This is a genomic window from Streptomyces sp. 891-h, assembly GCF_022760275.1.
GTDB lineage: Bacteria > Actinomycetota > Actinomycetes > Streptomycetales > Streptomycetaceae > Streptomyces > Streptomyces spirodelae.
The window spans coordinates 6,582,003-6,608,628 of sequence record NZ_CP050693.1; the positions used below are offsets into that span (position 1 = coordinate 6,582,003).

At 72.2% G+C, this 26,626-nt stretch carries 22 protein-coding genes; 13 read left to right on the top strand and 9 right to left on the bottom strand.

Annotated features, from left to right (window positions below; all coding sequences use genetic code 11):
- Nucleotides 1-2 precede the first annotated feature (2 nt).
- Nucleotides 3-1,316, bottom strand: coding sequence for a glycoside hydrolase family 18 protein (locus tag HC362_RS29015; RefSeq protein ID WP_243087125.1), 1,314 nt, complete (start codon nt 1,314-1,316; stop codon nt 3-5).
- Nucleotides 1,317-1,677: 361 nt separating this feature from the next.
- On the opposite strand from HC362_RS29015, the gene HC362_RS29020 reads away from it, so the two are divergent.
- Complete coding sequence (locus HC362_RS29020) at nt 1,678-2,853, top strand: acyl-CoA dehydrogenase (RefSeq protein WP_243087126.1); 1,176 nt, start codon at nt 1,678-1,680, stop codon at nt 2,851-2,853.
- A 134-nt stretch (nt 2,854-2,987) separates the two neighbouring features.
- Nucleotides 2,988-3,941, top strand: coding sequence for an endonuclease/exonuclease/phosphatase family protein (locus tag HC362_RS29025; protein WP_243087127.1), 954 nt, complete (start codon nt 2,988-2,990; stop codon nt 3,939-3,941).
- A 35-nt stretch (nt 3,942-3,976) separates the two neighbouring features.
- Here HC362_RS29025 and HC362_RS29030 read toward each other — a convergent pair whose 3' ends face one another.
- Nucleotides 3,977-4,681, bottom strand: a complete 705-nt coding sequence (locus HC362_RS29030) for a hypothetical protein (protein ID WP_243087128.1) — start codon at nt 4,679-4,681, stop codon at nt 3,977-3,979.
- Between the two features lie 223 nt (nt 4,682-4,904).
- The gene (locus HC362_RS29035) at nt 4,905-5,330 is read right to left on the bottom strand and encodes a hypothetical protein (RefSeq protein WP_243087129.1); all 426 of its coding nucleotides are present in this window, start codon (nt 5,328-5,330) and stop codon (nt 4,905-4,907) included.
- A gap of 238 nt (nt 5,331-5,568) precedes the next feature.
- On the opposite strand from HC362_RS29035, the gene HC362_RS29040 reads away from it, so the two are divergent.
- From HC362_RS29040 to fxsA, 5 genes are all read left to right on the top strand, one after another.
- Entirely contained in the window at nt 5,569-6,009 is a 441-nt protein-coding gene (locus HC362_RS29040) for an Lrp/AsnC family transcriptional regulator (RefSeq protein ID WP_243087130.1), read from the top strand.
- Between the two features lie 69 nt (nt 6,010-6,078).
- Nucleotides 6,079-7,719: an amidohydrolase gene (locus tag HC362_RS29045; protein ID WP_243087131.1), complete on the top strand. Its 1,641-nt coding sequence runs from the start codon at nt 6,079-6,081 to the stop codon at nt 7,717-7,719.
- A gap of 583 nt (nt 7,720-8,302) precedes the next feature.
- Nucleotides 8,303-10,114: an apolipoprotein N-acyltransferase gene (lnt, locus tag HC362_RS29050; protein WP_243087132.1), complete on the top strand. Its 1,812-nt coding sequence runs from the start codon at nt 8,303-8,305 to the stop codon at nt 10,112-10,114.
- Entirely contained in the window at nt 10,111-10,902 is a 792-nt protein-coding gene (locus HC362_RS29055; RefSeq protein ID WP_243087133.1) for a polyprenol monophosphomannose synthase, read from the top strand. Before lnt ends, HC362_RS29055 begins: the two co-directional genes overlap by 4 nt.
- A gap of 72 nt (nt 10,903-10,974) precedes the next feature.
- Nucleotides 10,975-11,643, top strand: a complete 669-nt coding sequence (gene fxsA / locus HC362_RS29060; protein ID WP_243087134.1) for an FxsA family membrane protein — start codon at nt 10,975-10,977, stop codon at nt 11,641-11,643.
- 138 nt (nt 11,644-11,781) lie between these two features.
- On the opposite strand, the gene HC362_RS29065 is transcribed toward fxsA, so the two are convergent.
- The 4 genes from HC362_RS29065 to HC362_RS29080 form a co-directional block, all read right to left on the bottom strand.
- Complete coding sequence (locus HC362_RS29065; protein WP_243087135.1) at nt 11,782-12,171, bottom strand: RNA polymerase-binding protein RbpA; 390 nt, start codon at nt 12,169-12,171, stop codon at nt 11,782-11,784.
- Nucleotides 12,172-12,483: 312 nt separating this feature from the next.
- Nucleotides 12,484-13,893: an MFS transporter gene (locus HC362_RS29070; RefSeq protein WP_243087136.1), complete on the bottom strand. Its 1,410-nt coding sequence runs from the start codon at nt 13,891-13,893 to the stop codon at nt 12,484-12,486.
- 171 nt (nt 13,894-14,064) lie between these two features.
- A complete protein-coding gene (locus tag HC362_RS29075) occupies nt 14,065-14,877 on the bottom strand; it encodes a glycerophosphodiester phosphodiesterase (protein WP_243087137.1) in 813 nt (270 codons plus the stop codon).
- Nucleotides 14,878-14,899: 22 nt separating this feature from the next.
- Nucleotides 14,900-15,577: a hypothetical protein gene (locus HC362_RS29080; protein WP_243087138.1), complete on the bottom strand. Its 678-nt coding sequence runs from the start codon at nt 15,575-15,577 to the stop codon at nt 14,900-14,902.
- 98 nt (nt 15,578-15,675) lie between these two features.
- Between HC362_RS29080 and HC362_RS29085 the strand changes: the two genes are divergently transcribed.
- Entirely contained in the window at nt 15,676-17,301 is a 1,626-nt protein-coding gene (locus tag HC362_RS29085) for a PLP-dependent aminotransferase family protein (protein ID WP_243087139.1), read from the top strand.
- 48 nt (nt 17,302-17,349) lie between these two features.
- Here the strand turns inward: HC362_RS29085 and HC362_RS29090 are convergent, their stop codons facing one another.
- Both HC362_RS29090 and HC362_RS29095 read right to left on the bottom strand, forming a co-directional pair.
- The gene (locus HC362_RS29090; RefSeq protein ID WP_243087140.1) at nt 17,350-18,849 is read right to left on the bottom strand and encodes a hypothetical protein; all 1,500 of its coding nucleotides are present in this window, start codon (nt 18,847-18,849) and stop codon (nt 17,350-17,352) included.
- Between the two features lie 143 nt (nt 18,850-18,992).
- Nucleotides 18,993-19,187, bottom strand: coding sequence for a hypothetical protein (locus HC362_RS29095; protein ID WP_173868609.1), 195 nt, complete (start codon nt 19,185-19,187; stop codon nt 18,993-18,995).
- A gap of 202 nt (nt 19,188-19,389) precedes the next feature.
- Here HC362_RS29095 and HC362_RS29100 point away from each other — a divergent pair, with 202 nt between their 5' ends.
- The 5 genes from HC362_RS29100 to HC362_RS29120 all read left to right on the top strand — a co-directional run bounded on the left by HC362_RS29100 (nt 19,390) and on the right by HC362_RS29120 (nt 26,588).
- Entirely contained in the window at nt 19,390-20,688 is a 1,299-nt protein-coding gene (locus tag HC362_RS29100) for a M20 family metallopeptidase (RefSeq protein WP_243087141.1), read from the top strand.
- 105 nt (nt 20,689-20,793) lie between these two features.
- Nucleotides 20,794-21,993 carry an acyl-CoA dehydrogenase family protein gene (locus HC362_RS29105; protein ID WP_243087142.1) on the top strand — a complete coding sequence of 400 codons (1,200 nt, stop codon included), beginning with the start codon at nt 20,794-20,796 and terminating at the stop codon, nt 21,991-21,993.
- A 194-nt stretch (nt 21,994-22,187) separates the two neighbouring features.
- Complete coding sequence (locus HC362_RS29110; RefSeq protein WP_347568503.1) at nt 22,188-23,780, top strand: protein kinase; 1,593 nt, start codon at nt 22,188-22,190, stop codon at nt 23,778-23,780.
- A 108-nt stretch (nt 23,781-23,888) separates the two neighbouring features.
- A complete protein-coding gene (locus tag HC362_RS29115) occupies nt 23,889-24,995 on the top strand; it encodes a nitronate monooxygenase (protein WP_243087143.1) in 1,107 nt (368 codons plus the stop codon).
- Between the two features lie 39 nt (nt 24,996-25,034).
- The gene (locus tag HC362_RS29120; RefSeq protein WP_243087144.1) at nt 25,035-26,588 is read left to right on the top strand and encodes an acyl-CoA synthetase; all 1,554 of its coding nucleotides are present in this window, start codon (nt 25,035-25,037) and stop codon (nt 26,586-26,588) included.
- Nucleotides 26,589-26,626 lie beyond the last annotated feature (38 nt).

The window sequence follows — 26,626 nt, forward strand, 5'->3', positions numbered from 1 at the left end:
GCCTACCGGATCGCCTTGATCAGCTCTCCGTTGGCGGTGTCCCCGCTCAGCTCCCAGAAGAAGGCGCCGGCCAGGCCCTGCTGTGCTGCCCAGTCGCCCTTGGAGCCGATGGTCTCCGGGGTGTCGTAGCTCCACCACTGGTTGCCGCAGTGTGCGTAGGCGGTGCCGCCGACCTTGCCGGTCGCCGGGCACCGGGTCTTGAGGACCTTGTAGTCCTCGATGCCCTGCTCATAGGTTCCCGGTGCCGGACCGGTCGCCGTGCCGCCGGGTGCCGACTGCGTCACCCCGCTCCAGCCGCGGCCGTAGAAGCCGAGCCCGTAGAGCAGTTTGCTGCTGGGGACGCCCATGGCCTTGAGCTTGGCGATGGTCGCCTGGGTGTTGAAGCCCTCCTTGGGTATGCCCTGGTACGAGCTGAGCGGGGAGTGCGGGGCCGTGGGGCCCTGCGCGTCCCAGGCGCCGAAGTAGTCGTACGTCATCGGCAGATACCAGTCGACGTACTGTGCGGCGGTCTTGTAGTCGGTGGTCTCCAGCTTGCCGCCCGGGGAGGCGTCGGCGGTGATCGCGGCGGTCACCAGCTTGCCGCCGAACTTGGCGCGCAGGGCCTTCATCAGGTTGGCGAAGGCGTTCCGGCCGCTGGTGTCGCAGCTGAGGCCGCAGGCGTTCGGGTACTCCCAGTCGATGTCGATGCCGTCGAAGAGCCCCTTCCAGCGGGGGTCGTTGAGCAGGTTGTAGCAGGACTCGGCGAAGGCCGCCGGGTTCCTGGCCGCCTCGCCGAAGCCGCCGGACCAGGTCCAGCCGCCGAACGACCAGAGCACCTTCAGATTCGGGTGCATCTGCTTGAGCTTGAGCAGCTGGTTGAAGTTGCCGCGCAGCGGCTGGTCCCAGGTGTCGGCCTTGCCGTCGACGCTCTGCGCGGCGGTGTAGGCCTTCTCGTAGTCGGCGTAGCTGTCGCCGACGGTGCACTTGCCGCCCTGGACGTTGCCGAAGGCGTAGTTGATGTGGGTGAGTTTGTCGGCAGAGCCCGAGGTCTCGATGTTCTTGACGTGGTAATTGCGCTGGTAGACGCCCCAGTTGGTGAAGTACCCGACTGTCTTGCCGCCCGCTGCCGTGGTTTTCGCGGCCGCGGCCGGTGCCTTCCGCTGCTCCGCCGGTGCCTGCCGGGTTCCGGCGGTGGCGGTGGCCGAGAGCAGTGTCGTCGCCAGGAGCGCCGCGCACAGTGCGCCCAGGAAGGCGATCAGTCCGCGACAGCGGGGGCGGCGGGAGAGGCGCCGGGGGCGTCTGGTGTCGAGGGAGTGTTGGCTGTCCGATCCGAGCATGGTCACCTCGCGTGTGGGGTGCGGGGGGTGTGGTGCCGGTCGTACGTTCGGGGAATGTAGAAGGACTAGACCAGTGCGTCAATGGTTCGGACCAATCTCGGAGACGGTCTCCGTGGCCGCCCCCGGCCGGGCTGCGCCCTGGCCCGCGCGCGGTTCGTCGCCGTACGCCGGTGACGTGCGGCTCCCGATCGGGCATACTCCAACTCGCCGCAGCCGCTGGTCAGCCACCCTCGCGATCCGACGGTGCAGTATCACGGCAGGGGCAGCGGCACCCCCGGTCCGCCAGCGGGCCGGTGTCCCTCGGCGACCCGCCTCACCCCGGCGTCGTCGCCGTAGTTCCTGACCCGAAGGAGAGCGCGCCATGCCCAAGGACGGTCCGCAGCCGGTGGAACGTGAACTGCCCACCGACGAGGCACGGGACCTGCTGGGCCTCGTCCGTGATCTGGTGCAGCGGGAGATCAAGCCCGTGGCGGCCGAACAGGAGGCCGCGGGCGCCTTTCCCCGCGAGACCTTCCGGCTGCTGTCCGAGGCGGGTCTCCTCGGCCTGCCCTATCCCGAGGAGTACGGCGGTGGGGGCCAGCCCTACCAGGTCTACCTCCAGGTCCTCGAGGAGCTGGCCGCGGCTCGCCTCACGGTGGGGCTCGGCACCAGCGTGCACTCCCTCTCGTGTCACGGGCTGGCCCATTTCGGCAGCAAGGAACAGCGCACCGAGTGGCTGCCCGACATGCTCGGCGGCGGCCTGCTCGGTGCCTACTGCCTCTCCGAGCCCTCCTCCGGCTCCGACGCCGCCTCACTGCGCACCCGGGCGGTCCGGGACGGCGCTGACTGGGTGCTCGAGGGCACCAAGGCGTGGATCACCCACGGCGGCGTGGCCGACTTCTACACCGTCCTGGCCCGCACCGGCGAGGAGGGGCCCTGCGGCATCACCGCATTCCTCGTCCCCGCCGACGCCGAGGGGCTGAGCGCCGCCACGCCGGAGCACAAGATGGGGCTGAACGGATCGCCCACCGCGCAGCTCCACTTCGACGGCGTGCGGGTCCCCGACGCCCGCAGACTCGGGGACGAGGGCCAGGGCTTCAGCGTCGCGCTCTCCTCCCTCGACTCCGGCCGCCTGGGCATCGCCGCCTGCGCCGTCGGCGTCGCACAGGCGGCGCTGGACGAGTCGCTGGCCTACACGGCGGAACGCGAACAGTTCGGCCGCCCCCTCGCCGACTTCCAGGGCCTGCGCTTCATGCTCGCCGACATGGCCACCCAGATCGAGGCCGGGCGCTCCCTCTACCTGGCCGCCGCCCGGCGGCGCGACGCGGGGCAGCCGTTCGCCAAGCAGGCGGCGATGGCCAAGCTGTTCTGCACCGACACCGCCATGCGCGTCACCACGGACGCCGTGCAACTCCTGGGCGGATACGGCTACACGACGGACTTCCCCGTCGAACGGTACATGCGCGAGGCCAAGGTCCTGCAGATCGTCGAGGGCACCAACCAGATCCAGCGGATGGTGGTCGCCCGGCACCTGGCCGGGCCGGAGAGCAAGGGCTGAGCGGGCAAGCCGGCGGGCGCTGCGGAACCGGGCGGCGCCGTTCGCGCCCCGTACCCGTACGGGCCACTTCCCTCTCATCCGAGGGTCTGAGAATCTCCCGGACGTCGGGTACCGCCCACAGCCGGAGGCGTCATATGACCGCATCCGCACCACAGTTCACCCGCCGCCGCGGCATCCGTACGGCCGCGGCGGCGGCCCTCGCCCTGCCCTTGACCGCGCGTGCCGCGACCGCCCACGCCGAGACAGCGCACCCCCCGACAGCACACCCCGCCACTGAGCCCACCCAGGAGCAGCGAAGAGCCGGCGGCGCCGCGCTTCGCACGATGAGCTTCAATCTGCGCTACGCGTCCGAGACCCCGCCCAACAGCTGGCCCGAGCGCAGGCCGGTCACCCGGGCGCTGCTGCGGCGGGAGCGGCCGCATCTGCTCGGCACCCAGGAGGGGCTGTACGCGCAGCTCCAGGACATCGCCGCCGACCTGGGGTGGGCGCGCTACGACTGGCTCGGCATCGGCCGCGCGGGCGGCAGCCGGGACGAGTTCATGGCGATCTTCTACGACGTCCGGCGGCTGCGGCCGCTGGAGTACGACCACTTCTGGCTCTCCGACCAGCCCGCCCTCATCGGCTCGGCCACCTGGGGCAACACCGTCATCAGGATGGTCACCTGGGTCCGGTTCCGCGATCTGGCCACCGGGCACGAGCTCTACCACCTCAACACCCACCTCGACCACCGGAGTCAGCCCTCGCGTGAGCGGTCGGCCGCGCTGATCAACGAGCGGCTCGGCGGGCTCGACCCGGCTCTGCCGCGCCTGGTGACCGGCGACTTCAACGTCCCGGCGCACGGCAACCCCGTCCACGACACGCTGCTGGCCGACGGGAGGCTCGTCGACACCTGGGACGCGGCCGAGAGTCGCAGCGAGCCGTACGGGACCTTCCACGGCTACCGGCCGCTGGTGCCCGACGGAGACCGCATCGACTGGATACTGGCCTCTCCCGGCGTCCGGGTACGCCGGGCCTCGATCAACACCTTCGAGCGGGGCGGGCAGTACCCCAGCGACCACCTGCCGGTCCAGGCGCTGATCGAGCTCTAGGTTCTGACGGGGCACTGCCCGCGGGCGAGATCCGGTCACCCGCGGGCGGCGTCCCACACCTCCTCGGCGACGTCCTTGCTGAGCGCCACCCGCACCAGTCCGGCCGCGAGCGGTGCCAGCTCGTCCTTCTTGACCATCCCGGCCAGCTTCTCCGGGGACTTCGGCAGCCCCAGCCGCTCGGCGCCCTGGAGCGCCTTGTCGTCCAGATACGGCTGGTACTCGGGCCACACCGCCTGGGCCTCCCGCAGGAAGATCGCGACGCCCATCGGACCGATGCCCGGGACCTCGCGCAGCGCCTGCTCCGGATCGTCGCTCTTGCGCATCCTGCGCACGTCCCCGCCCCAGCGGTCCAGCAGCAGCTCGGCTCCCTTGCCGAGCTGGGTGGCGGTGCGCTCGTCATAGCGGCGGTAGCCGCCCTCGCCGAGCGCGTCGACCCGCTGCTGCCAGGTGGCCTCCGCCATCCGCTTGGGGTCCTTCATCCCGGCCCGCGTGAGCGCTCGTGAGCTGGCGAGCGCGATGTCCGAGCGGATGCGGGCGCTCAGCAGCAGGGAGAGCACCAGAAGCTGGTAGAGCGGCTGCGGGGTGTCACGCAGCGTGATGCCCGCTTCTTCCGCGTAGGTCTTTCCGTGCAGCTTCAGCAGCTCCCGCACCAGGGCGCGCTGCTGCTGGTCCTGCTTGCCGCCCTGCTTGGTGCCCGCCGACTTGCCCGTCCTGCTCTTCGTGCTCGTGTTCGCTGCCATGACGCCTCCTCGGCACCGGGTCCCACCCGTGCGGGACCCACGCCGGGCCCGCACGGAGCTACCCGCTCACGGGTTCCTCAGTGGGGCCCTGCCGAAAACGCGCATAGCGCCATGGCACCGTTTCGTCACCGAGTGTCGGCAACGCTCCGTATCGGAACGGAACGTTGAACGGAAGGGAGCGGAACGGAAGGGAACGGAAGGCGACCGTCCGACCACCTGCCGACTACGGCCGGGCTCCGGCGCGCACCGGCCGGTGGTCGGGGCGGCCCGCGTGGGAGAACGGCTGGGTGCGCCAGTCAAGTCCCTCGGGCAGCGTGAGCAGTTCGCTCACCGCGCGCTCACGGGTCTCACTGTCCCAGGGCGTGGCTTCCCGCACCGGGCGGCCCGAGCCCTGGCACACCGTCAGCCCGAACGGGTCCCAGGGTGAGGCGCACAGCCCGTGGCGCGGCAGCTTCTCCTCGTGGGTGAAGACCGCGATGGCCTGGCGGCATTCGGGGCACTTGACGCGGAGACCTTCGTACATCTCGTCCTCGGCGACCGGTCCTGTCAACTCTGGGGAGACGTCAGGGCCGTCCGGGGGAGCGGCCGCGTCGTGCTGCTGCGTCTCGTCGTACCGGCGAGCGGAGTGGGCGGACTTCGTCGTGCGCATGTAATCCCCCTCGATGGAACGGCCGGGCGACTGGGCTCCGGCCACAGCAAGCACTTCCCGCCGTGCCACGCGCATAATCACCTCGCACGGGAGGACGCGGGTGCATAAGTGTGTCCTTCGTCACATACCCACGGTTCCTGTGTTCGCCCCCGGCGCTCGCGCGACGCGGCGCGCCGTCCGCTCGTTCCGGAGCGTTCCCGGTGCGCCGGGCGCACGAGCGCGGGTACCGTGATCCGCTGTGGAGGAACTCGACCGTCAGATCGTGGAACTGCTCGTCAAGGACGGGCGGATGAGCTACACCGACCTGGGCAAGGCCACCGGCCTGTCCACCTCGGCCGTGCACCAGCGCGTACGCCGCCTCGAACAGCGGGGCGTCATCCGCGGCTACGCCGCGCTGGTGGACCCCGAGGCCGTCGGGCTGCCGATGACGGCGTTCATCTCCGTCAAACCGTTCGACCCCAGCGCGCCGGACGACATCTCCGAGCGGCTGGCGGACGTCCCGGAGATCGAGGCGTGCCACAGCGTGGCGGGGGACGAGAACTACATCCTCAAGGTGCGGGTGGCCACGCCCATCGAACTGGAGCACCTGCTGGCCAGGATCCGCAGCCTCGCCGGGGTCTCCACCCGCACGACCGTCGTGCTGTCCACCCCGTACGAGGCGCGCCCGCCGCGCATCTGACCCAGCGGTCCGACGCCGCGCGTCCGACCCCGGGCAGGAGTGCCCGGCCGCAGGCGGGAGACTGTTGCCATGAGCGACAGTGCGACCCCCTCCCGGCCCCGTACCCTGCTGCTGCGCGGTGGCGAGGTGCACAGCCCCGCCGATCCGTTCGCGACCGCGATGGTCGTGGAGGGCGACAGCATTGCCTGGATCGGCTCCGAGGGTGCTGCCGACTCCTTCGCCGATGGCGTCGACGAGGTGGTGCAGCTCGACGGCGCACTGGTCACCCCGGCCTTCACAGACGCCCATGTGCACACAACGGCGACCGGACTCGCGCTGACAGGGCTCGATCTGTCGGGCGCTCCCACGCTCGCCGACGCGCTCGCGCGAGTGCGCGCATACGCAAAGGCCCGGCCGGACGACCGGGTGCTGCTCGGCACCGGCTGGGACGCCCACGCCTGGCCCGAGCAGCGCCACCCCGGCCGCGCCGAACTCGACGAGGCGAGCGGCGGGCGGCCGCTGTATCTCACCCGGATCGACGTCCACTCCGCGCTCGCCAGCACGGCGATGCTCGACCTCGTCCCCGACCTCACAACCCGTGCGGGGTACCGGCCCGACGCACCGTTGACGGGTGACGCACACCACGCCGTACGGGAGGCCGCCTACGCCACGCTCACCGAGCGCCAGCGCACCGAGGCGCAGCGCGCGGCGCGGGCCCATGCCGCCTCGCTGGGCATCGGCGCGCTGCACGAGTGCGCGGGCCCCGACATCTCGGGCGAGGACGATCTGCGCGGGCTGCTGGCGCTCGCCGCCGAGGAGCCGGGCCCCCGCGTCCACGGCTACTGGGCGGAACACCTCACCTCGGCCAAGGACGCCGCCCGGGTCCGGGAGCTCGGTGCGGTCGGCGCCGCCGGCGACCTCTTCGCCGACGGCTCCCTCGGCTCGCACACCGCGCACCTGTGCGCCCCCTACGCGGACGCGCCGCACACCAGCGGGAGCGCTCTGCTGGACGCCGAGGCCGTCGCGGCCCACGTCGCGGCCTGCACCGAGGCGGGGATCCAGGCAGGGTTCCACGCCATCGGCGACGCCGCGCTCCAGGCCGTGACAGCCGGGGTGCGCGGCGCCGCCGAGAGGGTCGGCCTCGCCCGCGTCCGTGCGGCCCGGCACCGGGTCGAGCACGCCGAGATGCTCACCGAGCAGACCATCGCCGACTTCGCCGACCTCGCCCTCACCGCCTCCGTACAGCCGGGGTTCGACGCGGCCTGGGGCGGCGCGGACGGCATGTACGCGCGCCGCCTGGGCGTCGAACGCGCCGCCACACTCAACCCGTACGCGGCGCTGCTGCGGGCCGGAGTGCCCCTCGCGCTCGGCTCCGACAGCCCCGTCACCCCGCTCGGCCCCTGGGAGGCGATCCGCGCCGCCGCCTTCCACCACACCCACGAGCACCGGATCTCCGTCCGTGGCGCCTTCACCGCGCACACCCGTGGCGGCTGGCGCGCCCTCGGCCGTGACGACGCCGGAGTGCTGGTGCCCGGCGCCCCCGCCGACTACGCGCTGTGGCGCACCGGACAGCTGATCGTCCAGGCCCCCGACACCCGGGTCGCCAACTGGTCGACCGACCCCCGTTCGGGGACCCCGGGGCTGCCCGACCTGACGCCGGGCGGTCAAGTCCCGGTCTGTCTGCGGACGGTGGTCGGCGGACGCACGGTCTACGCACGGCCGGACGAGTGATCTGACGGAGGGCGATACGGCCGAACGAGACCCCCTCCGTCCGCCGCCCTGACGCCGCCTTCTCCGCACTGACCTGGTATTTCACCGAAACACCCCAGGTGACCGGGCTGTTGACAATGATTGCCCGAAGCCCGGTAGGTTCGGCCGCGTCCACCACAGGACGTCCGACCGGGGATCTTCCGCGCTGTCGTCGAACGCCGCTGGGCCACGGGGTGGTGTACCGCACCGGCGCACCACCACTGCGAGCCAGGTCCAGCGCCCGCGGCACGGGGACAGATGGTTTCCGCCGGTCGGCGGGTGTGACCCGGGACGGGGCCCGGACGCTCAGTAGACAACGGCTTTCGGACGATCCGCAGCCAGCGGGTCCCAGGTCGGCCCGAAGGGCGCCGGGTCCCTGGCCGGGACGGGATCGGCCGTGGCCCCCTGCCGAACACGCCCACGCGGTGAGAGATCACATGCTGCGATCCGGCGAACACGTCCCGCCCTCCAAACCGTCGCTTTACGGTCCCGTGCCCCGCACCGGCCCCCGAGCGTTGTACCGTCGGCTCACACCACCGCACGACCTGCTAGGAAGGCCGCGACCTTGGCATCGGGCCCCGACACCACCTCCGCTTCCGCCCCGGACGGCTCCCGGGAGCGGAAGACGGCACCTGCCGCGCGGCGCAGCGCGCCGGGCGAGTCACCGCATGTGAGCAGTAACGTCTCCGCGGACGCCGGGCAGCCCGCGTCCCAAGAGGCGGGGCGCCCCGGGCGGACGCGCAGGCTGGCGGCGCTCGCACGGCGGGAGGCGCGCAGCACAGCGCTGGCCGCGCTCAGCGGCGTCGCCCTCGCGTTCGCCTTCCCGCCCTACGGGATCTGGCCCCTGTCGTTCGTCGCCGTCGCCGCGCTGAGCCTTCTCACCCGCGAGCGCACCGGACGCCAGGGCGCCTGGCTCGGACTCGCCTTCGGCTGGCCCTTCTTCGTCGTCCTGCTCAAGTGGCTGCACGTCGTCGGCTGGGACGCGACCATCGGACTCGCCTTCCTGCAGGGCCTGTTCGTGCTGGGACTCGGCGCCGGGCTCGCCGTCACCTCTCGGCTGCCGCTCTGGCCGCTGTGGGGCGCGTGCCTGTGGCTGACCGAGGAATTCCTGCGCGACAGGCTGCCGTTCGGCGGCTTCTCCTGGGGCCGCCTCGCCTTCGCCAACACCGATTCGCCCTACACCCCGCTGGCCGCGCTCGGCGGCGCACCGCTGGTGTCCTTCGCGGTGGCCCTGACGGGCACCCTGCTGGCCGCCGTCGCGCTGACCGGCGGGCGGCTGCGCTCCGCGCCGGCGCGCACCACCCGCGCGTACGCCACCGGAGCCGGCGCCCTCGCGCTCGCCGGGGCGGTCACCGCCGCCGGGTTCGCGGTGCCGGTGCCGACCAAGGCGGCCGACACCGTGCGGATCGCCGTGGTGCAGGGCAACGTCCAGCAGCCGGGCATGCACTTCCTCGGCCGGCCCATGCAGATCCTCAACAACCACGTCGAGGCCACCCTCGATCTCGCCGACCGGATCAAGAAGGGCAAGGAGCCCAGACCCGACCTGGTGATCTGGCCGGAGAACTCCTCCGACCTCGACCCGTACAAGTACCCCGAGGCGCGCAACCGCATCGACAAGGCCGTCAAGGCGGTCGGCGTCCCCGTGCTGGTCGGCGCCCTGGTGGACCACCCCACCAAGTCCGGCTACGTCGAGAATCAGGGCATCGTCTGGGACCCCGAGAAGGGCCCCGGCGCCTCCTACACCAAGCAGCACCCGGTTCCCTTCGGCGAGTACGTCCCCTTCCGCGACCAGCTCAGCAAGGTCATCACCCGTCTCCAGCAGGTGCCCCGCGACTTCTACCCGGGCGACCACACCGGCGTCCTGCAGACCGGCCCGGCGCGCCTCGGTGACGTGATCTGCTTCGAGGTCGCCTACGACGAGATCCCCAGGGACACCGTCAAGGACGGCGCCCGGGCGCTGGTCGTCCAGACCAACAACGCCACCTACGGGCGGACCGGCCAGCCCGAGCAGCAACTCGCGATGTCCAAGCTGCGCGCCGTCGAGCACGGCCGCGCCGTGGTGACCGCCGCGACGAGCGGCATCAGCGCCATCGTCTCGCCCGACGGGACGGTCCAGCAGCGCACGGACGAGTTCACCCAGGACGTCCTCAACGGGAAACTCCCGCTGCGCGACGAGATCACCCTTGCCGACCGCGTCGGTGCCGCTCCCGAATGGGTGATCGCTATCGTGGGCGTGCTCGCCTGCGCCGGAGCCGTGCTCCTGGGCCGCAGGAGTCGCGGTGCCCGCACACAGCCGGGGGCACCGGACGCCGCCGGCCACGGGGACGGCAACGACGAGCACGACCGACAGGCTCAAGCGGAGGGGCAGCACCAGTGACGGACGGCGGACAGCGGCGATACGGCCCGCTAGGGACGGCCCTGGTCATCATCCCGACCTATGACGAGGCCGACAACATCCAGCCCGTCGTCTCCCGGGTACGCGAGGCGGTGCCCGAGGCGCACATCCTGGTCGCGGACGACAACAGCCCCGACGGCACCGGCAAGATCGCCGACGAGCTCGCCGCCGAGGACGACCACGTCCACGTCCTGCACCGCAAGGGCAAGGAGGGCCTGGGCGCCGCCTATCTGGCCGGCTTCCGATGGGGGATCGACAACGGCTACGGCGTACTGATCGAGATGGACGCCGACGGCTCCCACCCGCCCGAGGAACTGCCCCGGCTGCTGACCGCGCTGGGCGGCGCCGACCTGGTGATCGGGTCGCGCTGGGTGCCGGGCGGCCGGATCGTCAACTGGCCCAAGTCCCGCGAGTTCCTCTCGCGCGGCGCCAGCACCTACTCCAGGCTGCTCCTGGACGTCGACGTACGCGATGTGACGGCCGGCTTCCGGGCCTTCCGCAAGGAGACCCTGGAGGGCATCGGCCTGGACTCCATCGCCTCCCAGGGCTACTGCTTCCAGGTGGACCTCACCCGCCGCACCGTGCACGCCGGGTACCACGTGGTGGAGGTGCCCATCACCTTCGTCGAGCGGGAGCGCGGCGACTCCAAGATGAGCCGGGACATCATGGCCGAGGCGCTGTGGCGGATCGCCGCCTGGGGCGTCGAGGGCCGGGTCAAGAAGGTGCTGGGCCGGGGGGAGAACCGTTCGGGCAACCGCCCGGAGCACTGATCCGAGGCACCGGCAGCAGCGCTCACCGCGGTGCTGATCCCGGGCCTACGCGACACCAGGCACACTGGAAGAATGACGACGCGCGCACCCTTCCCGTACGAGCCCCAGGGACAGGACTCGGGCGGTGCAGACGGCGGTCCGGGGCAGGGAGCCGGGGCCCGCTCCGGCGGGCAGCATCCGCCCCGGCCGCCTCGGTCGAAGGGCCGCACCCTGCTGCCGCTCGGCATCGCGGCGTGGGCCGTGCTGGAGATCTGGCTGCTGACCCTGCTCGGCCAGGCGGCGGGAGGCCTGACCGTCTTCCTCGTGCTGGCCGGCGGCTTCGTGCTCGGCGCCGCCGCGATCAAGCGGGCCGGCCGCCGCGCCTGGCGCAACCTGGCGGAGACCGTCCAGCGCGCCCAGGAGCAGACCCGCGGGGGCGACGAGGCCGGTGCCCCGGGCGACAAGGCCGCCACCGAGGGCCGTGGCGGCAACGGGACGGCGATGCTCGGCGGGCTGCTGCTGATGATCCCCGGGCTGGTCTCGGACGCGGCAGGGCTGCTGTGCCTCTTCCCGCCCACGGCCAAGCTGCTGCGCGGCACCGTGCAGCGCTCCCTGGACCGCCGCAGCGGCTTTCCGCGCGGCACCCTCGGCGACGCTTACCAGCAGGCGCGTACGGCCGAGCAGCAGGTGCGGATGCACCGCCCGGACGGCAAGGTCGTCCAGGGCGAGGTCGTCCGCGACGACGAGCAGCGCGGGGAGTGACCCCGGCCTTCCAGGTGTGAAGGGCGCTCCCAACCGTGAAGGCAGCACAAGAGGGCCCGAGGCACGCGCTCGGCGTGCCTCGGGCCCTCTCATGCTGTTCTCGGTGCGCCGCTCCTCAGATGGCGCGCCGCACCGATATCAGGCGGACTTGCGCTTGTTTCCGCTGTTGTCGTCGCGGGGGTGCACCGCGAGGTTCATGGTGCCGGAGCGGAGTACGGCGAGCCGCTCGGCGAGAACCTCCTCGAGCTCCTCACGGGTCCGCCGCTCCATCAGCATGTCCCAGTGCGTACGCGCGGGCTTGCCCTTCTTCTCCTCCGGACCCTCGCCGTCCACCAGGAGTGCCTGTGCGCCGCACACCTTGCACTCCCACTCGGATGGAATCTCGGCCTCTACCGAGAACGGCATCTCGAAACGATGGCCGTTCTGGCATGCGTACTCCACGGCCTGGCGCGGGGCCAGGTCGATGCCGCGGTCGGTCTCGTAGCTGGTCACCACGAGTCGCGTGCCGCGAAGAGCTCGCTCACTCATGAATTCGTGCCTCCCGGGCTGGTCGCCCACAGGACAGGTGTCGCTGTCGTCGTCATCCGGTCAACGTCCGGCCGCCGGTGAAGATTCCCGCAATCGGGATATCGCCCACCCGTCACGCACCTCCAACCGTGACGGAAGGCTGCGCGCCGCTGCTCCTTCGTGCCGCCGCTTCGTTGATCTGCGGTACCCCCCGGTGACCGGTTTGTCACAACTGACAGAAGATGTCACCCACTGTTCGCATCTCTTCGGCGTGCAGTAACGGTCCATCCCGGTGGGCCAAAGGCGTACACTACCGGCCCAGCACCCACAGGTCTAAATCCGGCCCGGTGCGACGTTGCCCACGGCCGCTGCCGCACGTCTTACGGGTACCCGCAGCAGCAGCGCGAAACCGAGCGCGAAGAAGACCACCAGGGACAGAATGGCGCTCCGGTACTCGCCCGTCAGCTGGTACGTCAGTCCGAACACCAGTGGGCCGAGCCAGCTGGTGCCCCGGTCGCTGATCTCGTACAGGGCGAAGTACTCGGCCTCCTTGCCGGCCGGGACCAGATGCGAGAACAGCGAGCGGGACAGCGCCTGACTGCCGCCCAGCACCAGGCCGATGCCCACCGCCAGCGCGTAGAACCAGACCGGGTCCTCGCGGGGCAGGAAGTACCCGGCGCCCACCGTCGCCGTCCAGGCCACCAGCGAGCCCAGAATGGTGCGCTTGGCCCCGTAGCGCGCCGCCAGCCTGCCCAGCAGCAGGGCGCCCGCCACGGCGAGGATCTGCACCAGCAGGATCGCCCCGATCAGCGTCGTCTGGTCCAGCCCGAGCCCCTCCGAGCCGTAGACCGACGCCTGGGTGATCACCGTCTGGATGCCGTCGTTGTAGAGCAGGTACGCCAGCAGGAACATCAGGGTGAGCGGATAGCGGCGCAACTGGCGCAACGTCCCCGCCAACTGGCGGAACCCCTGCCCGAGCCCCGCGCGCGCGGCGCCGTCCGCGCTGTGCGCCACCGCCGGCCGCTCCCGCAGCCGCAGCAGCGGGACGACGGTGAAGATGCCCCACCACAGCCCGGCGGAGGCCAGACAGATGCGGACCGCCGTCGACTCGGCGACGCCCAGCGCCTCGTGCCCCAGGAACAGCCCGAGGTTGGCCACCAGCACCAGTGCGCCCGAGGCGTACCCGAAGGCCCAGCCGCGTGCGGAGACCCTGTCGCGCTCCTCGGGCGCGGCGATCTGAGGCAGAAAGGCGTGGTAGAGCACGATGGAGACGGCGAAGCTGACGTTCGCCACCACCAGCAGCACGCCGCCCAGCAGATAGCGGTCGCCGTCCAGGAAGTACATCCCCGTGGTCGCCCCCGCGCCCAGATAGGCGGCGGCGCCCAGCAGCGGCTTCTTGCGCCCGGTACGGTCGGCGAAGGCCGCGGCCAGCGGCATCACCAGCACCGAGAGCAGTACGGAGGCCGAGACCGCATACGGGAAGAAGGAGCCCGCCCGCACCGGAATGCCCATCGGGTGCACATAGCCGTCGGTGTCGGCGGCCGACTTGGTGACCTCGGTCAGATACGGGCCGAGGAAAACGGTGAGCACACTGGTGGAGAAGACGGAGTTGGCCCAGTCGTAGAAGTACCATCCGCGCTGCTCGCGGCGGCGCTCACGGCCCGGTGCCGCCAACTTCCCTGGAGCCGCGCTCCGATCCGGCGTCTGCGGCGCATCCGGCGCATCAGGTGCGACCGTTCCCATCCCCGTTCCTCCCCGTCTCCGGTTGTGCGGGCTGCTCTCGGCGCTCGACCCGCAGAATGCGAACGATCTCCGCAACCGGTCCGGGGAGACTACAGCCCGTCTCCCTCCGACGGGGAAGCCGTCGCCGTCAACAGCGCGCTCCTGCTGTCGCGTTGAGGCCGGGCCGAGCCGTCATGTCCGGGGCCAGGCGCCGCGTGCGGCGAACACCTCGCGCAGCATCTCCAACTCGTCGGTCATGATGCCGTCCACGCCGAGGTCCAGCAGGGCGGCGGCGCGGGCCGGATCGTTCACCGTCCACACGTGCACCCGCAGCCCCCGCGCGTGCGCGGCACGTACGAAGGCGCGGTCCACCACGCGGAGCCTGCCGTGGCGCTCGGGCACCTGCGCGCAGCCGGCGCCCGTCGGCAGCCGGAACGGCAGCCGGTAGGAGCGCATCCGCAGTGCCAGCACCCCGCCGGTGCCCAGCGAGGTCAGCAGCCGGGGGCCCGCCAGCGCACGCGCCCTGGCCACCCGCGCCTCGGCGAACGAGCCCACACACACCCTGTCCCAGGCGGACTCGCGCGCCAGCAGCTCCAGCAGCGGAACCAGGGCGCTGTCGGTCTTCACATCGATGTTCCAGCGCACCCCGGGAAACGCGCGCAGCAGGTCGGCGAAGAGCGGTACGGGTTCGGAGCCCGCCACGCGAGCCCGGCTCACCTCGGCCCAGCTGAGCTCGGCCAGCGCGCCGCCGCTGTCGGTGGTGCGGTCCAAGGTGGTGTCGTGGAAGGCCACCAGCGCGCCGTCCGCCGTGGTGTGCACGTCGGTCTCCAGATACCGGTAGCCGAGCCCGACGGCCCGGGCGAAGGCCGCGTGGGTGTTCTCCAGCCCCGAGGCGGCACCGCCCCGGTGTGCGAAGGCCAGCGGTACGGCGGAATCCAGGAACGGGTGGCCGTGGCCCCGGCCGGGGGAGGGGTGGCGGCCCTTGGTCGTTCGTGTGTTCGTCACCGCGGCAGTATCGCCGCAGCCGTCACCGGCGCGGTATCGCGCGCGCCTGCTTGCCGCCGCGGGCCACCACGCGGGAGGCATCGCCGGGCTCGGTGCTGTCCGGCAGCGCGAACAAGCGCAGGAAGAACTGGGCGAGGGGCCCGATCGCCAGCGCGTACACCACCGTGCCCACCCCGGCCGAGCCGCCCAGCAGGATCCCGGTGACCAGGACCACGACCTCGATCCCCGTCCGCACCAGCCGGATCGAGCGCCCGGTGATCTTGTGCAGTCCGGTCATCAGCCCGTCGCGGGGTCCGGGTCCGAACCGCGCCGAGATGTAGAGCCCTGTCGCGGCACCGTTCAGCACCACCCCGCCCAGCAGCAGCGGAACGCGGTGAGCCAGCGCCTCCACCTCGGGGAGCAGCCACAGCGTCGCGTCCATCGAGAGGCCCACCAGGAAGACGTTGGAGACCGTGCCCAGGCCGGGGCGCTCGCGCATCGGCCACCACAGCAGCAGCACCGCGGCGCCCGCGATGATCGCGACCGTACCGATGGACAGCCCGGTGCGCTCGGAGATGCCCTGGTGGAAGACGTCCCAGGGGTCCAGCCCCAGTCCGGCGCGCACCATCAGCGCCGCGCTCGCGCCGTACAGCAGCAGCCCCACGTACAGCTGCGTGAACCGACGGACCAGATGCCTGCCAGAACCCCTCGATATGGACAAAGGTCTACCCCTTCTCGTGCCAGTGGACTGTCTCGTGGCACCCTGTGGCATGGAAGCAGGCCATTTCAACGGCCAATCCGGGAGAGGTGGACCGAACAATGGCGCACTGGAACTCCGCCGTGGGGGCCGCACAGCTCGCGCGGCTGCTCGGCTCGCAGCACGCCACGCGGCGCGAGAACCCCGAAGCGGCGCGGGAGAGCACCGCCGCGGCAGGCATGGCAGGCCCCGCCGAGGCACCGGCCACCGGGGTGGTCGCGACGCGCACGGCCCAGGCCACCCGGAAGGTGCCCGCCTACCGCTCGCTCGCCGAGGGGCTGCGGCTGCTCGTCCTGGAGGGCCGGATTCCGGTGGCGACCCGGCTGCCCGCCGAGCGGGAGCTGGCCGCGGCGCTGTCGGTGAGCCGCACCACGGTGGCCGCGGCTTTCGAGGCGCTGCGCTCCGACGGGTTCCTCGAATCCCGCCGCGGCTCGGGAAGCTGGACGACCGTACCTGCGGGCAAGCCGCTGCCCAGCCGCGGCCTCCACCCCCTCCCGCCCGAGAACGAGGGCACCGTCATCGACCTGGGCTGTGCCGCGCTCCCCGCACAGCCGGCCCTGAGCGAGGCGCTCCAGCGCGCGCTGACGGCCCTCCCGCCCTACGCGCACACCCACGGCGACTATCCGGCCGGCCTGCCGGTGCTCCGCGAGGCGCTGGCCGAGCGCTACACCGCGCTCGGCGTGCCCACGATGCCGCAGCAGATCATGGTCACCACCGGGGCGCTGGGCGGAGTGGGGGCCCTGGCGCGGATGCTGGTCCCGCGCGGGGAGCGCATCGCCGTCGAACACCCCTCCTACGCGAACGTCCTGCAACTGCTGCGCGAGACGGGCGGTCGGCTCGTGCCCGTTCCGATGGCGGACCGTCTGGCCGGCTGGGACCTGCCCGCCTGGCACCGCACCCTGCGGGAGGCGGCGCCACGCCTCGCCTACGTCGTCGCGGACTTCCACAACCCCACCGGGGCGCTGGCCGGTACCGAACAGCGCCGCGAACTGGTGGCGGCGGCGCGCGCCGCGGGGACCGTGCTGATCGCCGACGAGACCATGGCCGACCTGCCGCTGGGCCCGCCCGGCGCCACCGGAACGCCGAGCACCGGCGCGCCGGGGCTGGAGATGCCGCGGCCGATGGCCTCCTTCGACCCGGGCGGCTCCGCCGTCATCACGGTCGGCTCGGTCAGCAAGTCGATCTGGGCGGGGATGCGGATCGGCTGGGTACGGGCAGCGCCCGAGATCATCCGCAGCCTCACGGCGGCCCGCGCCTACGTCGATCTGGGCAGCCCCGTGCTCGAACAGCTGGCCGTCGCCGAACTGCTGGGCGGTAACGGCTGGGAGGCGGCCGTCACCGAGCGCCGGGCCCGGGCCAGGGAGAACCGGGAGGCACTGACGGCGGCGCTCCGCGACCACCTGCCCGACTGGGAGTTCGACGTACCGCTCGGCGGCCTCACCCTGTGGGTGCGCACCGGCGGCCTCTCCGGCTCCCGGATCGCGGAGGCCGGTGAACGGCTCGGCGTCCGGGTGCCCTCCGGGCCGCGGTTCGGTGTGGACGGTGCCTTCGAGGGGTTCGTACGGCTGCCGTTCACCATCGGTGAGCCGCTCGCGAGGGAGGCCGCATCCCGGCTGGCGGCCGCCGCCGACCTGGTGCGGTCCGGGGCACCCACCCCCTCCGACGTCCCGCGCTCCTACGTGGCCTGAGCGCCGCCGCTCCCCGCAGACCGCAGACGTCACCCAGGGGGCACCCGCTTACCGGAACAGCACCTGCCGGTGCTCCTCATCGGCAGGGGCGCGGACCGGCTCGGGCAGCAGCTCCTGGACCGCGCTGCGCGCCGCCTCGCGCGCCGTCTCGTCCTGCGGGTCCGGGGTGGCCGGGACCTGGAGCCGCAGCACGGGGCCGTGGCCGAGCCGTGCGAAGCCCCGGCCGGGCGGTACGTCCGGTGCGGGTCCGGTCTGCGGCGCCTCGCCCAGCACGCCGCCCACCTGCTCCGGCGAGACGGCACCCAGCACCACCCGCGCCCTGGTGTACGTCAGCACGGCGTCCCCCAACTCCTCCGTGCCGTCGAACTGTTCGGCCACCGCCACGGTCACCCCGGCCGCGCGGCCGTGCCGCAGCGGGATCCGCAGCAGCTCCTGCGGATCGGTCCGCCCCTGGGTCCGTGCGAGGTAGGTGAGCGCCGCCGGACGGTCCACCAGCACCCACAGGGGCCGGCTCGTCTCCTGGGGAACGGGCTCGCCGCGCTGCCGGTACCGGCTCGTCTCCAGCAGCCTGCGCTCCGTCTCACGCGCCGCCCACTCCAGCGCGGACAGCGCGCCCGGAAGCGTGGTCTCCACACCCAGCACGCCGCGCCGCGCCGCGAAAGCCGCGAACTCGCCGCCCCCGTCACCGTCCACGAACAGCACCTCGCCGCGGCCCAGCGCCTGGAGGGCGAGTGACCTCAGCAGCGAACTGGTGCCCGAACCGGGGGTGCCGACCGCCAGCAGGTGCGCTTCCGTCGAGCGTGGTCCGGTACGCCACATCACCGGCGGTACGTCGCGGGGCGCGTCCTCGTCCAGGAAGCACACCGGCACCGTCCTTGTGATCTCGCAGCCGTCCGTGAAGCCGAGTACCGTCTCGCCGGGGGCGGTCACGAACGGCTGGGCGTGGATGCCGGTGGGCAGCGGCTCCAGCGCCGTCATCTCCAGCAGGTTGCACTCCTCGTCCCAGCAGAAGCGGAACTCGCGGCCGCGGCCCGTCTTGGCGGCCAGCAGCTGTTCGACCCGCAGCCGTTCGGCGAGTTCGCCGTCGCGGAAGGAGGCCGGGTAGCGCAGCAGCAGCTCGCAGATCCGGCCGTCCCGGAAGGCGAACTCCTCGAACGCGCGCTCCCATCGGCCGTCGTACGCGTACAGCGGTTCGGGGTGCGGGTCGCCGTCCAGCGCGAAGTACGGCACCAGCGCCTCGTACACCGTCTGCAGCCGAGCGCGCTCCCCGGTGGTGGGGCCCGCACGGAAGGTGCCCGGACCGGCCGGGCCCTGCCTGCCGTACCAGGCGGTGGTGGCCAGCGCACCCAGCACCGCCAGCACCGGGCCGTAGGGCAGCAGCCACAGCAGGACCCCGCAGGCGGCGACGGCGAACAGCGTGGGACCCCGCCGTTCGCTGGGCGTCCGCGCCCACCAGGCCCGGCCGTGCGCCGCCAGACAGCGCGCTCCCCTGCCGAGGACGAGCACTGGGTGCAGTACGTCGAGCACGCCGTCCGTGGTGGCACGCACGAGTTTCCGTGTGTCCCGCCGCGACGGCACCGCCCACCGCCCCACGCCCAGCTCCTCCCGGCCCGCTGACTGATCGTCGGCCCTGTCGGCCCTGTCGGCTCGTCGTCCTCGTCTGCCGCGTGGGCCTCCTCGGCCTCGCGGAGCTAGAGCTTGAGCCCGCCGAGCAGGCTCGCCAGGCTCTCGCCTCCCGCCTTGATGCTGGGTGCCATGGCGGTGCCCGCCAGGTAGAAGCCGAAGAGGGCGCACACCAGTGCGTGGGAGACCTTGAGGTTGTCCTTGCGGAAGAAGAGGAAGACGATCAGGCCCAGCAGTACGACACCCGAAATCGAGAGAATCACCAGTCACTCCTGATGTAGGGGACGGTCACCATGAGTTTCACCAGCTTCACAGATCGGACGGATCGTATGAAGCTGGCAACTGGGTGATTCCTCGGCTAACGCCCCTGAACGGGTCGTGTCGCTGCCGCGCTCCCGGTGGAAGCTCCACCTCGTGGGACACACGCACCCCGTGGCACACATCTCCCCCGTGGAAGGGCCCTCCGTGAACGACAAAGACCCCACAACCGTCGCCGCGGACGCGGTGCTGGCCGGCCTGTCCGACATCCGCGACAGCCTGGAGTCCTTCTACAAGGACCTCCACCAGCACCCCGAACTCGGCTTCCAGGAGCGGCGGACGGCAGGGCATGTCGCGCAGGCGCTGAACGAGTGGGGCTACGAAGTCACCGAAGGCATCGCCGGCACCGGGGTCGTGGGCGTACTGCACAACGGCGAAGGTCCCACCGTCCTGCTGCGCGCCGACATGGACGCGCTGCCCGTACGCGAACAGACCGAGCTGCCCTACGCCTCGACAGAAACCGGCACGGACGCGGACGGGGTCGAACACCCGGTGATGCACGCCTGCGGCCACGACGTCCACGTCACCTGTCTGTTGGGCGCGGCGCGCCTGATGGCGGCCGAGACGGACGCGTGGCGGGGCACCCTCGTCGCGCTCTTCCAGCCGAACGAGGAGAACGGCTCGGGCGCCCGCGCCATGGTCGACGACGGGCTCGCCCGGCGCATCCCCCGGCCGGACGTGGCGCTCGGCCAGCATGTGCTGCCCGTGCCCGCGGGCACCCTGCTGACCCGGGCGGGCGTCATGATGGCGGCCTCGGACAGCCTCCGGGTCACCTTCCACGGGCGCGGCGGACACGGCTCGATGCCTGAGCGGACCCTGGACCCCGTGGTGCTGGCAGCGGCGACCGTCCTGCGGCTGCAGACCGTCGTCTCCCGGGAGATCTCCGCGACCACCCCTGCCGTGGTGACCGTCGGCGCGATCCACGCGGGCAGCGGTCCGAACATCATCCCCGACAGCGCCGAGATCCAGCTCAACATCCGTACCTTCGAGCAGGAGGCCCGCTCCCGCGTGCTGGCCGCGGTGCGCCGGATCGTCGTAGGGGAGTGCGCCACCGCCGGTGCGGACCGCGAACCGGAGTTCGAGACCCTCAGCGAGTTCTCCGTGACCGAGAACGACGAGGAGGCCACCGATCGGGTGGCGGCGGCCTTCGCGGCCTACTTCGGCGAGCACCGGGCGCTGACCACGGGGCCCGTTCCGGCCAGCGAGGACTTCGGCGAGCTGCCGGCCGGACTCGGCTGCCCCAGCACCTACTGGGGGCTGGGCGGCACCGACCCGGACACCTACTGGAAGGCGGAGCGCGCCGGAACCGTCCACCAGGACATCCCCGGCAACCACAGTCCCCGCTTCGCACCGGTGCTCCAGCCCACCCTGGACACGGGGGTGCGGGCGCTGGTCACCGCGTCCCTCGCCTGGCTGGCCCCGCGGCCGCGGACGACCGAGGGCTGAGCCCGCACTCCGCGGTCCCCGGAGTGCGGCGGGCATTCCCTTGTGGTGGAACACGTTCTACTGTGTGCGCCGCCATCGGCACACCGTCGTGGAGCGGAGGGGACCGTGTACCTCGAATACACCACCGAACAGCAGGAGCTGCGGGCCCGGTTGCGGGACTACTTCACCGGCCCGGACGGGCTCGTGCCCGAGGACGCGCACACCCGGTACCAGGAGCCGGCGGCCCGTAAGCGGTTCTACCGCGAGACGATACGGCAGCTCGGCCGGGACGGATGGCTGGGCGTGGGGTGGCCGCGCGAGTACGGCGGCCGGGGGATGAGCGCCGTCGAGCAGTTCATCTTCTTCGACGAGGCGGCGCAGGCGGGCGTCCCGCTGCCGTTGATGGCGCTCAACACCGTCGGGCCCACCCTGATGCGCTTCGGCACCGAGGAGCAGAAGGAGTTCTTCCTGCCCCGGATACTCTCCGGGGAGCTGGACTTCGCCATCGGCTACAGCGAGCCGGACGCGGGCACCGATCTGGCGTCCCTCACCACCCGCGCGGTACGCGAGGGCGACACCGGGACCGGGCACTACATCGTCAACGGGCAGAAGATCTGGACCACCAACGGGGACACCGCCGACTGGGTCTGGCTCGCGGTGCGCACCGACCCGGAAGCCAAGCCGCACAAGGGCATCACCATGCTGCTCGTACCGACCGGCGACCCCGGCTACTCGTGCACCCTGATCACCACCCTGGCCTCGCACGACACCACCGCGAGCTACTACGAGAACGTGCGGGTGCCGGCGAGCCGCCGGGTGGGCGAGGAGAACGGCGGCTGGAAGCTGATCACCACACAGCTCAACCACGAGCGGGTCACGCTCGCCGCGCACGGCACCATGGCCATCCGCGCCCTGGAGGACACCCGCCGCTGGGCGTGCGAGACCAAGCTCTCCGACGGGCGCCGCGTCATCGACCTGGGCTGGGTCCGCGCCCGGCTGGCCCGCGCACACGCCCGGCTGGAGGCGATGAAGCTGCTCAACTGGCAGATGGTCGACGCCCTCGACAAGGGGACGCTGACCCCGCACGACGCCTCCGCCGTCAAGGTCTACGGCAGCGAGGCCCGCCGGGACGTCTACGCCTGGCTGATGGAGGTGACCGGCGCGGCAGGCCCCCTCAAGGACGGCTCGGCGGGCGCGGTGCTGGGCGGCGAACTGGAGCGCGGGTACCGCAGCGCCGTCATCTTCACCTTCGGCGGCGGCAACAACGAGATCCAGCGCGAGATCATCTCCTGGATCGGCCTGGGCATGCCACGCGTACGGCGCTGACCCGCTCCCCGCCGGGGAGGAAACTTCCGCACCATCCACGCCAACGAACACGTCCGTATACGCCTGTACCGCAGCGAACCAGTCAAACGCGTACACCTCGTCCTCGGTTGGCATACACGCGCAGGAACGAGGCAGCCATACTGGGCAGACAGGGGAGGGACGGAAAGCGGCAACTACGGGGGCGAGAAACAGGGATGGCGCACAGCACCCTGATCCATGGCCGGTACCGGCTGCTCGATCGTGTGGGGCGCGGCGGCATGGGCGAAGTGTGGCGGGCGCGTGACGAGTCGCTGGGCAGGCGGGTGGCGGTCAAGTGCCTCAAACCCCTGGCCCGGCGCGACGACGAGGCGTTCGTGAGCATGCTGCGCGAACGCTTCCGCCGCGAGGCGCGCGTCGCCGCCGCGCTCCAGCACCGGGGCGTGACGGTGGTGCACGACTTCGGGGACGACGACGGGCTGCTCTACCTGGTCATGGAGCTGCTGGAGGGGCGCAACCTCAGTCAGCTCCTGGTGGACAACGAGCGGCGGCCGCTCCCCGTCGCCGAGGTCGTGGACGTGGCCGAACAGGTCGCGGGCGCACTGGCCTACACCCACGCCCAGGGGGTGGTGCACCGCGATCTGAAGCCGGCCAACGTCATGCGCACCGAGGACGGTGCCGTCAAGATCTGCGACTTCGGCATCGCCCGCCTCGCCCACGACATCGGCTTCACCGCCAAGCTCTCGGGCACCGGCGTCGCGATGGGCACCCCGCACTACATGTCGCCGGAGCAGATCGCGGGCTCTGCCGTCGACCACCGCAGCGACCTGTACTCGTTCGGGTGCGTTCTCTACGAGATCGCCACCGGAGCGCCCCCGTTCGAGGGCGGCGACCCCTGGGCCGTACTGGTCGGGCACCGCGACACCCCGCCGGTGCCGCCGCGCGCCCACCGGCCGGACCTGCCGCCGCCGCTGGAGGCGGCCATCCTGCGGCTGCTGGCCAAAGCGCCGGACGAACGCCCGTACGGCGCGGAGCAGTTGGCGGACGAGCTGGCCGCCGCCCGGGCCCATCTCCACGGCGCCGGGACGGGTGCGAGGGGCACGGTGCCGCCGTGGACGCACGGCATGGACGGCGGCCTCGCGGCCGGTGGCGCCCTCGCGACACGGCCGCGGGCCGCGACGTGGGCACCCGGGCTGAGCGGGCTCACGGGACGCTGGACCGAGGGCGCCGGGCCCGATGAGCTCACGCGCGAGTCCGCGGACACCACCCATGTGGCGCCGCCGCACACGCCGCCCCGGATACCGCGGCAGGCCCCGCGCGCCGCCATGCGCTCCCCGCTGCCCCGGGAACGGCTCACCGTGCTGGCGGGCAGGCACAACGCCGGGCTGCGGCTGGGCAGGCTCGGCCGCTGGGAGGAGGCGTACGAGGTGCACCGCGCGGTCGCCGCCGAACGCGAACGGCTGCTCGGTCCGTACCACCCCGAAACCCTCGCCAGCCGCTACGAGACCGGCTCAGCGCTCGCCCGGCTCGGGCGCCACCGCGAGGCGCTGGAGGAGTACGTCCGCACAGCGGCCGGCCGTGCCACAGTGCTGGGCCCCGACCACCCCGACACTCTCGCGGTCCGCCATGAGCTCGGGCACGCGCTGGGGCGGCTCGGGCGCTGGGCGGAGGCACTGGAGGTGCACCGGCAGGTGACCGCCGTCCGCGAGCGTGTCCTGGGCCCCGCCGATCCGGCCACCGTGGCCAGCAGGAACGACGAGGCGCACTGCCTTCAGCGGCTGGGCCGCCCGGGGGAGGCGGCGACGGTCTGACGGCGGGCGTCTCACGGGAGTTGGCTGACGGGCCTGAACAAGCGACTATCTGACGCGGCATCAGAAAACGTCTTCCCTCCTCGGCGCCGCTGCGGCATCCTGCCGCCCATGCAGACGGAGCTGAGCAGAAAGCTGGGAGCCCGGCACGCCATCTTCGGCTTCACGCCCTTCCCGGCCGTCGCGGCGGCGCTCACCCGCGCGGGCGGCTTCGGGGTGCTCGGCGCCGTGCGCTACGGCGCGGCCGAGGACCTCCGCCGCGACCTCGACTGGCTGGACGCGCACACCGACGGACTGCCGTACGGCCTGGATGTGGTGATGCCCGCCAAGAAGGTCGAAGGCGTGAGCGAGGACGAGATCGAGGCGATGATCCCCGAGGAGCACCGGCGCTATGTGCGCGACGTCCTGGCCGCGTACGACGTCCCCGAGCTCCCCGAGGGCGAGAGCGGCGGCTGGCGCATCACCGGCTGGCTGGAGAACGTGGCCCGCGGCCAGCTCGACGTGGCCTTCGACTATCCGATCCAACTCCTGGCCGGCGCACTGGGCTCGCCCCCGCCCGACGTCATCGAGCGCGCCCACCGAAGCGGCATCCCGGTGGCGGCGCTCGCCGGAAGCCCCCGGCACGCGCAGCGGCACAAGGAGGCGGGTATCGACATCGTGGTGGCCCAGGGGTACGAGGCGGGCGGCCACACCGGGGAGATCGCTTCCATGGTGCTCACGCCCGAGGTGGTACGCGCCGTCGACCCGCTGCCCGTGCTGTGCGCCGGCGGCATCGGCAGCGGCGAACAGCTCGCGGCCGCACTGGCGTTGGGAGCGCAGGGTGCCTGGCTCGGCTCCGTGTGGCTGACAACCACCGAGGCGGATCTGGGCTCCCGGGCGCTGACCCGCAAACTGCTGGCCGCCGGGTCCGGCGACACCGTACGGTCGCGCGCGCTGACCGGGAAGCCCGCGCGGCAGCTGCGGACCGCCTGGACCGATGCCTGGGAGGACGGCGAGGGCCGGCCCGGCACCCTGCCCATGCCCCTCCAGGGGCTGCTGGTCGCGGAGGCCAACTCGCGCATCCAGCGGTACGAGGTGGAACCGCTGCTGGGCACCCCGGTGGGGCAGATCGTCGGCTCCATGAACAGCCGCCGGTCGGTGCAGGCGGTCGTCGACGACCTCACACGCGGCTTCGAACGCACCCTGGCCCGTCTCAACGCCCTCGCGGACCGGCAGTGAGCAGCTTCGCCCGTACGCCCCCGAAAGGAGAGAGCCACGGTGGAGGCACCCAACGGATTCTGGGCGCAGGCCCGGCGTGATCCCGGGCGCACGGTGCTCGTCGCGCCGGACGGCGAGCAGTGGTCGGCCGCCCGGCTGCACGCGGAGTGCAACCGGCTCACGCACGCCCTCCGGGAGGCCGGTCTCGCGGCGGGCGACGCGTTCGCGACCGTACTGCCCAACGGTCCTCAGTTCATCGCCGCCTATCTGGCCGCCGCCCAGTCAGGGCTGTACATGGTGCCGGTCAACCACCACTTGGTGGGCCCCGAGATCGCGTGGATACTCTCCGACTCCGGCGCCAAGGCGCTGCTGGCACACGCGCGCTTCGCGGAACCGGTACGGGCGGCCGCCCACGAGGCGGAGGTGCCGTACGCGCGGCGCTACTGCGTGGGGGAGATCGACGGCTTCCGCCCGTACGCCGAACTGCTCAGCGGCCAACCGGACGAGCCGCCGGCCGAGCGGGACCGCACCAGCGGCTGGGTGATGAACTACACCTCGGGCACCACCGGCCGCCCACGCGGAATCCGGCGGCCGCTCTCCGGAAAGCGGCCGGAGGAGACGCACCTCGGCGGCTTCCTCGGCATCTTCGGCATCAAGCCGTTCGACGACAACGTCCATCTGGTGTGCTCGCCCCTCTACCACACCGCCGTGCTTCAGTTCGCAGCCGCCGCGCTGCACCTCGGGCACCGGCTCGTGGTGATGGACAAGTGGGACCCCGAGGAGATGCTGCGGCTGATCGACCGTCACCGCTGTACGCACACGCACATGGTGCCGACACAGTTCCACCGGCTCCTCGCGCTGCCTGAACAGACGCGCACCGCCTACGACGTCTCCTCGATGCGGCACGCCATCCACGGGGCCGCGCCCTGTCCCGACCATGTGAAGCGGGCCATGATCGAGTGGTGGGGCGGCTGTGTGGAGGAGTACTACGCGGCGAGCGAGGGCGGTGGCGCTTTCGCGACCGCGGACGACTGGCTGAAGAAGCCCGGCACGGTCGGCAGGGCCTGGCCGATCAGCGAACTGGCCGTCTTCGATGACGACGGCAACCGGCTCGGCCCCGGCGAGCTGGGCACCGTCTACATGAAGATGAGCACCGGGGGTTTCTCGTACCACAAGGACGAGGGGAAGACCCGCAAGAACCGGATCGGGGACTTCTTCACCGTCGGTGACCTGGGGTATCTGGACGAGGACGGCTATCTCTTCCTGCGCGACCGCAAGATCGACTTGATCATCTCCGGCGGCGTGAACATCTACCCCGCCGAGATCGAGGCAGCGCTGCTGACCCATCCGGCGGTGGCGGACGCCGCCGCCTTCGGAGTGCCGCACGACGACTGGGGCGAGGAGGTCAAGGCCGTCGTCGAACCGGCGCCGGGCCGGCTACCGGGGCCGCGGCTCGCGGCGGAGATCCTGGAGCACTGCGCCGGCCGACTCGCAGGGTACAAGTGCCCCAGAACGGTGGATTTCACCGACGAGATGCCCCGCGACCCCAACGGCAAGCTCTACAAGCGCAGACTGCGGGAACCGTACTGGAAGGAACGGGAGCGGCCGCTGTGACCGGCGTCCTCGGGTGAGACCAGACGGGTACGTCTTGG

Bases quoted from the DNA above. Each gene is read 5' to 3' on its own strand.
- HC362_RS29015 (WP_243087125.1), bottom strand. From the start codon at position 1,316: ATGCTCGGATCGGACAGCCAACACTCCCTCGACACCAGACGCCCCCGG.
- HC362_RS29020 (WP_243087126.1), top strand. From the start codon at position 1,678: ATGCCCAAGGACGGTCCGCAGCCGGTGGAACGTGAACTGCCCACCGAC.
- HC362_RS29025 (WP_243087127.1), top strand. From the start codon at position 2,988: ATGACCGCATCCGCACCACAGTTCACCCGCCGCCGCGGCATCCGTACG.
- HC362_RS29030 (WP_243087128.1), bottom strand. From the start codon at position 4,681: ATGGCAGCGAACACGAGCACGAAGAGCAGGACGGGCAAGTCGGCGGGC.
- HC362_RS29035 (WP_243087129.1), bottom strand. From the start codon at position 5,330: ATGCGCACGACGAAGTCCGCCCACTCCGCTCGCCGGTACGACGAGACG.
- HC362_RS29045 (WP_243087131.1), top strand. From the start codon at position 6,079: ATGAGCGACAGTGCGACCCCCTCCCGGCCCCGTACCCTGCTGCTGCGC.
- fxsA (WP_243087134.1), top strand. From the start codon at position 10,975: ATGACGACGCGCGCACCCTTCCCGTACGAGCCCCAGGGACAGGACTCG.
- HC362_RS29065 (WP_243087135.1), bottom strand. From the start codon at position 12,171: ATGAGTGAGCGAGCTCTTCGCGGCACGCGACTCGTGGTGACCAGCTAC.
- HC362_RS29070 (WP_243087136.1), bottom strand. From the start codon at position 13,893: ATGGGAACGGTCGCACCTGATGCGCCGGATGCGCCGCAGACGCCGGAT.
- HC362_RS29085 (WP_243087139.1), top strand. From the start codon at position 15,676: ATGGCGCACTGGAACTCCGCCGTGGGGGCCGCACAGCTCGCGCGGCTG.
- HC362_RS29110 (WP_347568503.1), top strand. From the start codon at position 22,188: ATGGCGCACAGCACCCTGATCCATGGCCGGTACCGGCTGCTCGATCGT.
- HC362_RS29115 (WP_243087143.1), top strand. From the start codon at position 23,889: ATGCAGACGGAGCTGAGCAGAAAGCTGGGAGCCCGGCACGCCATCTTC.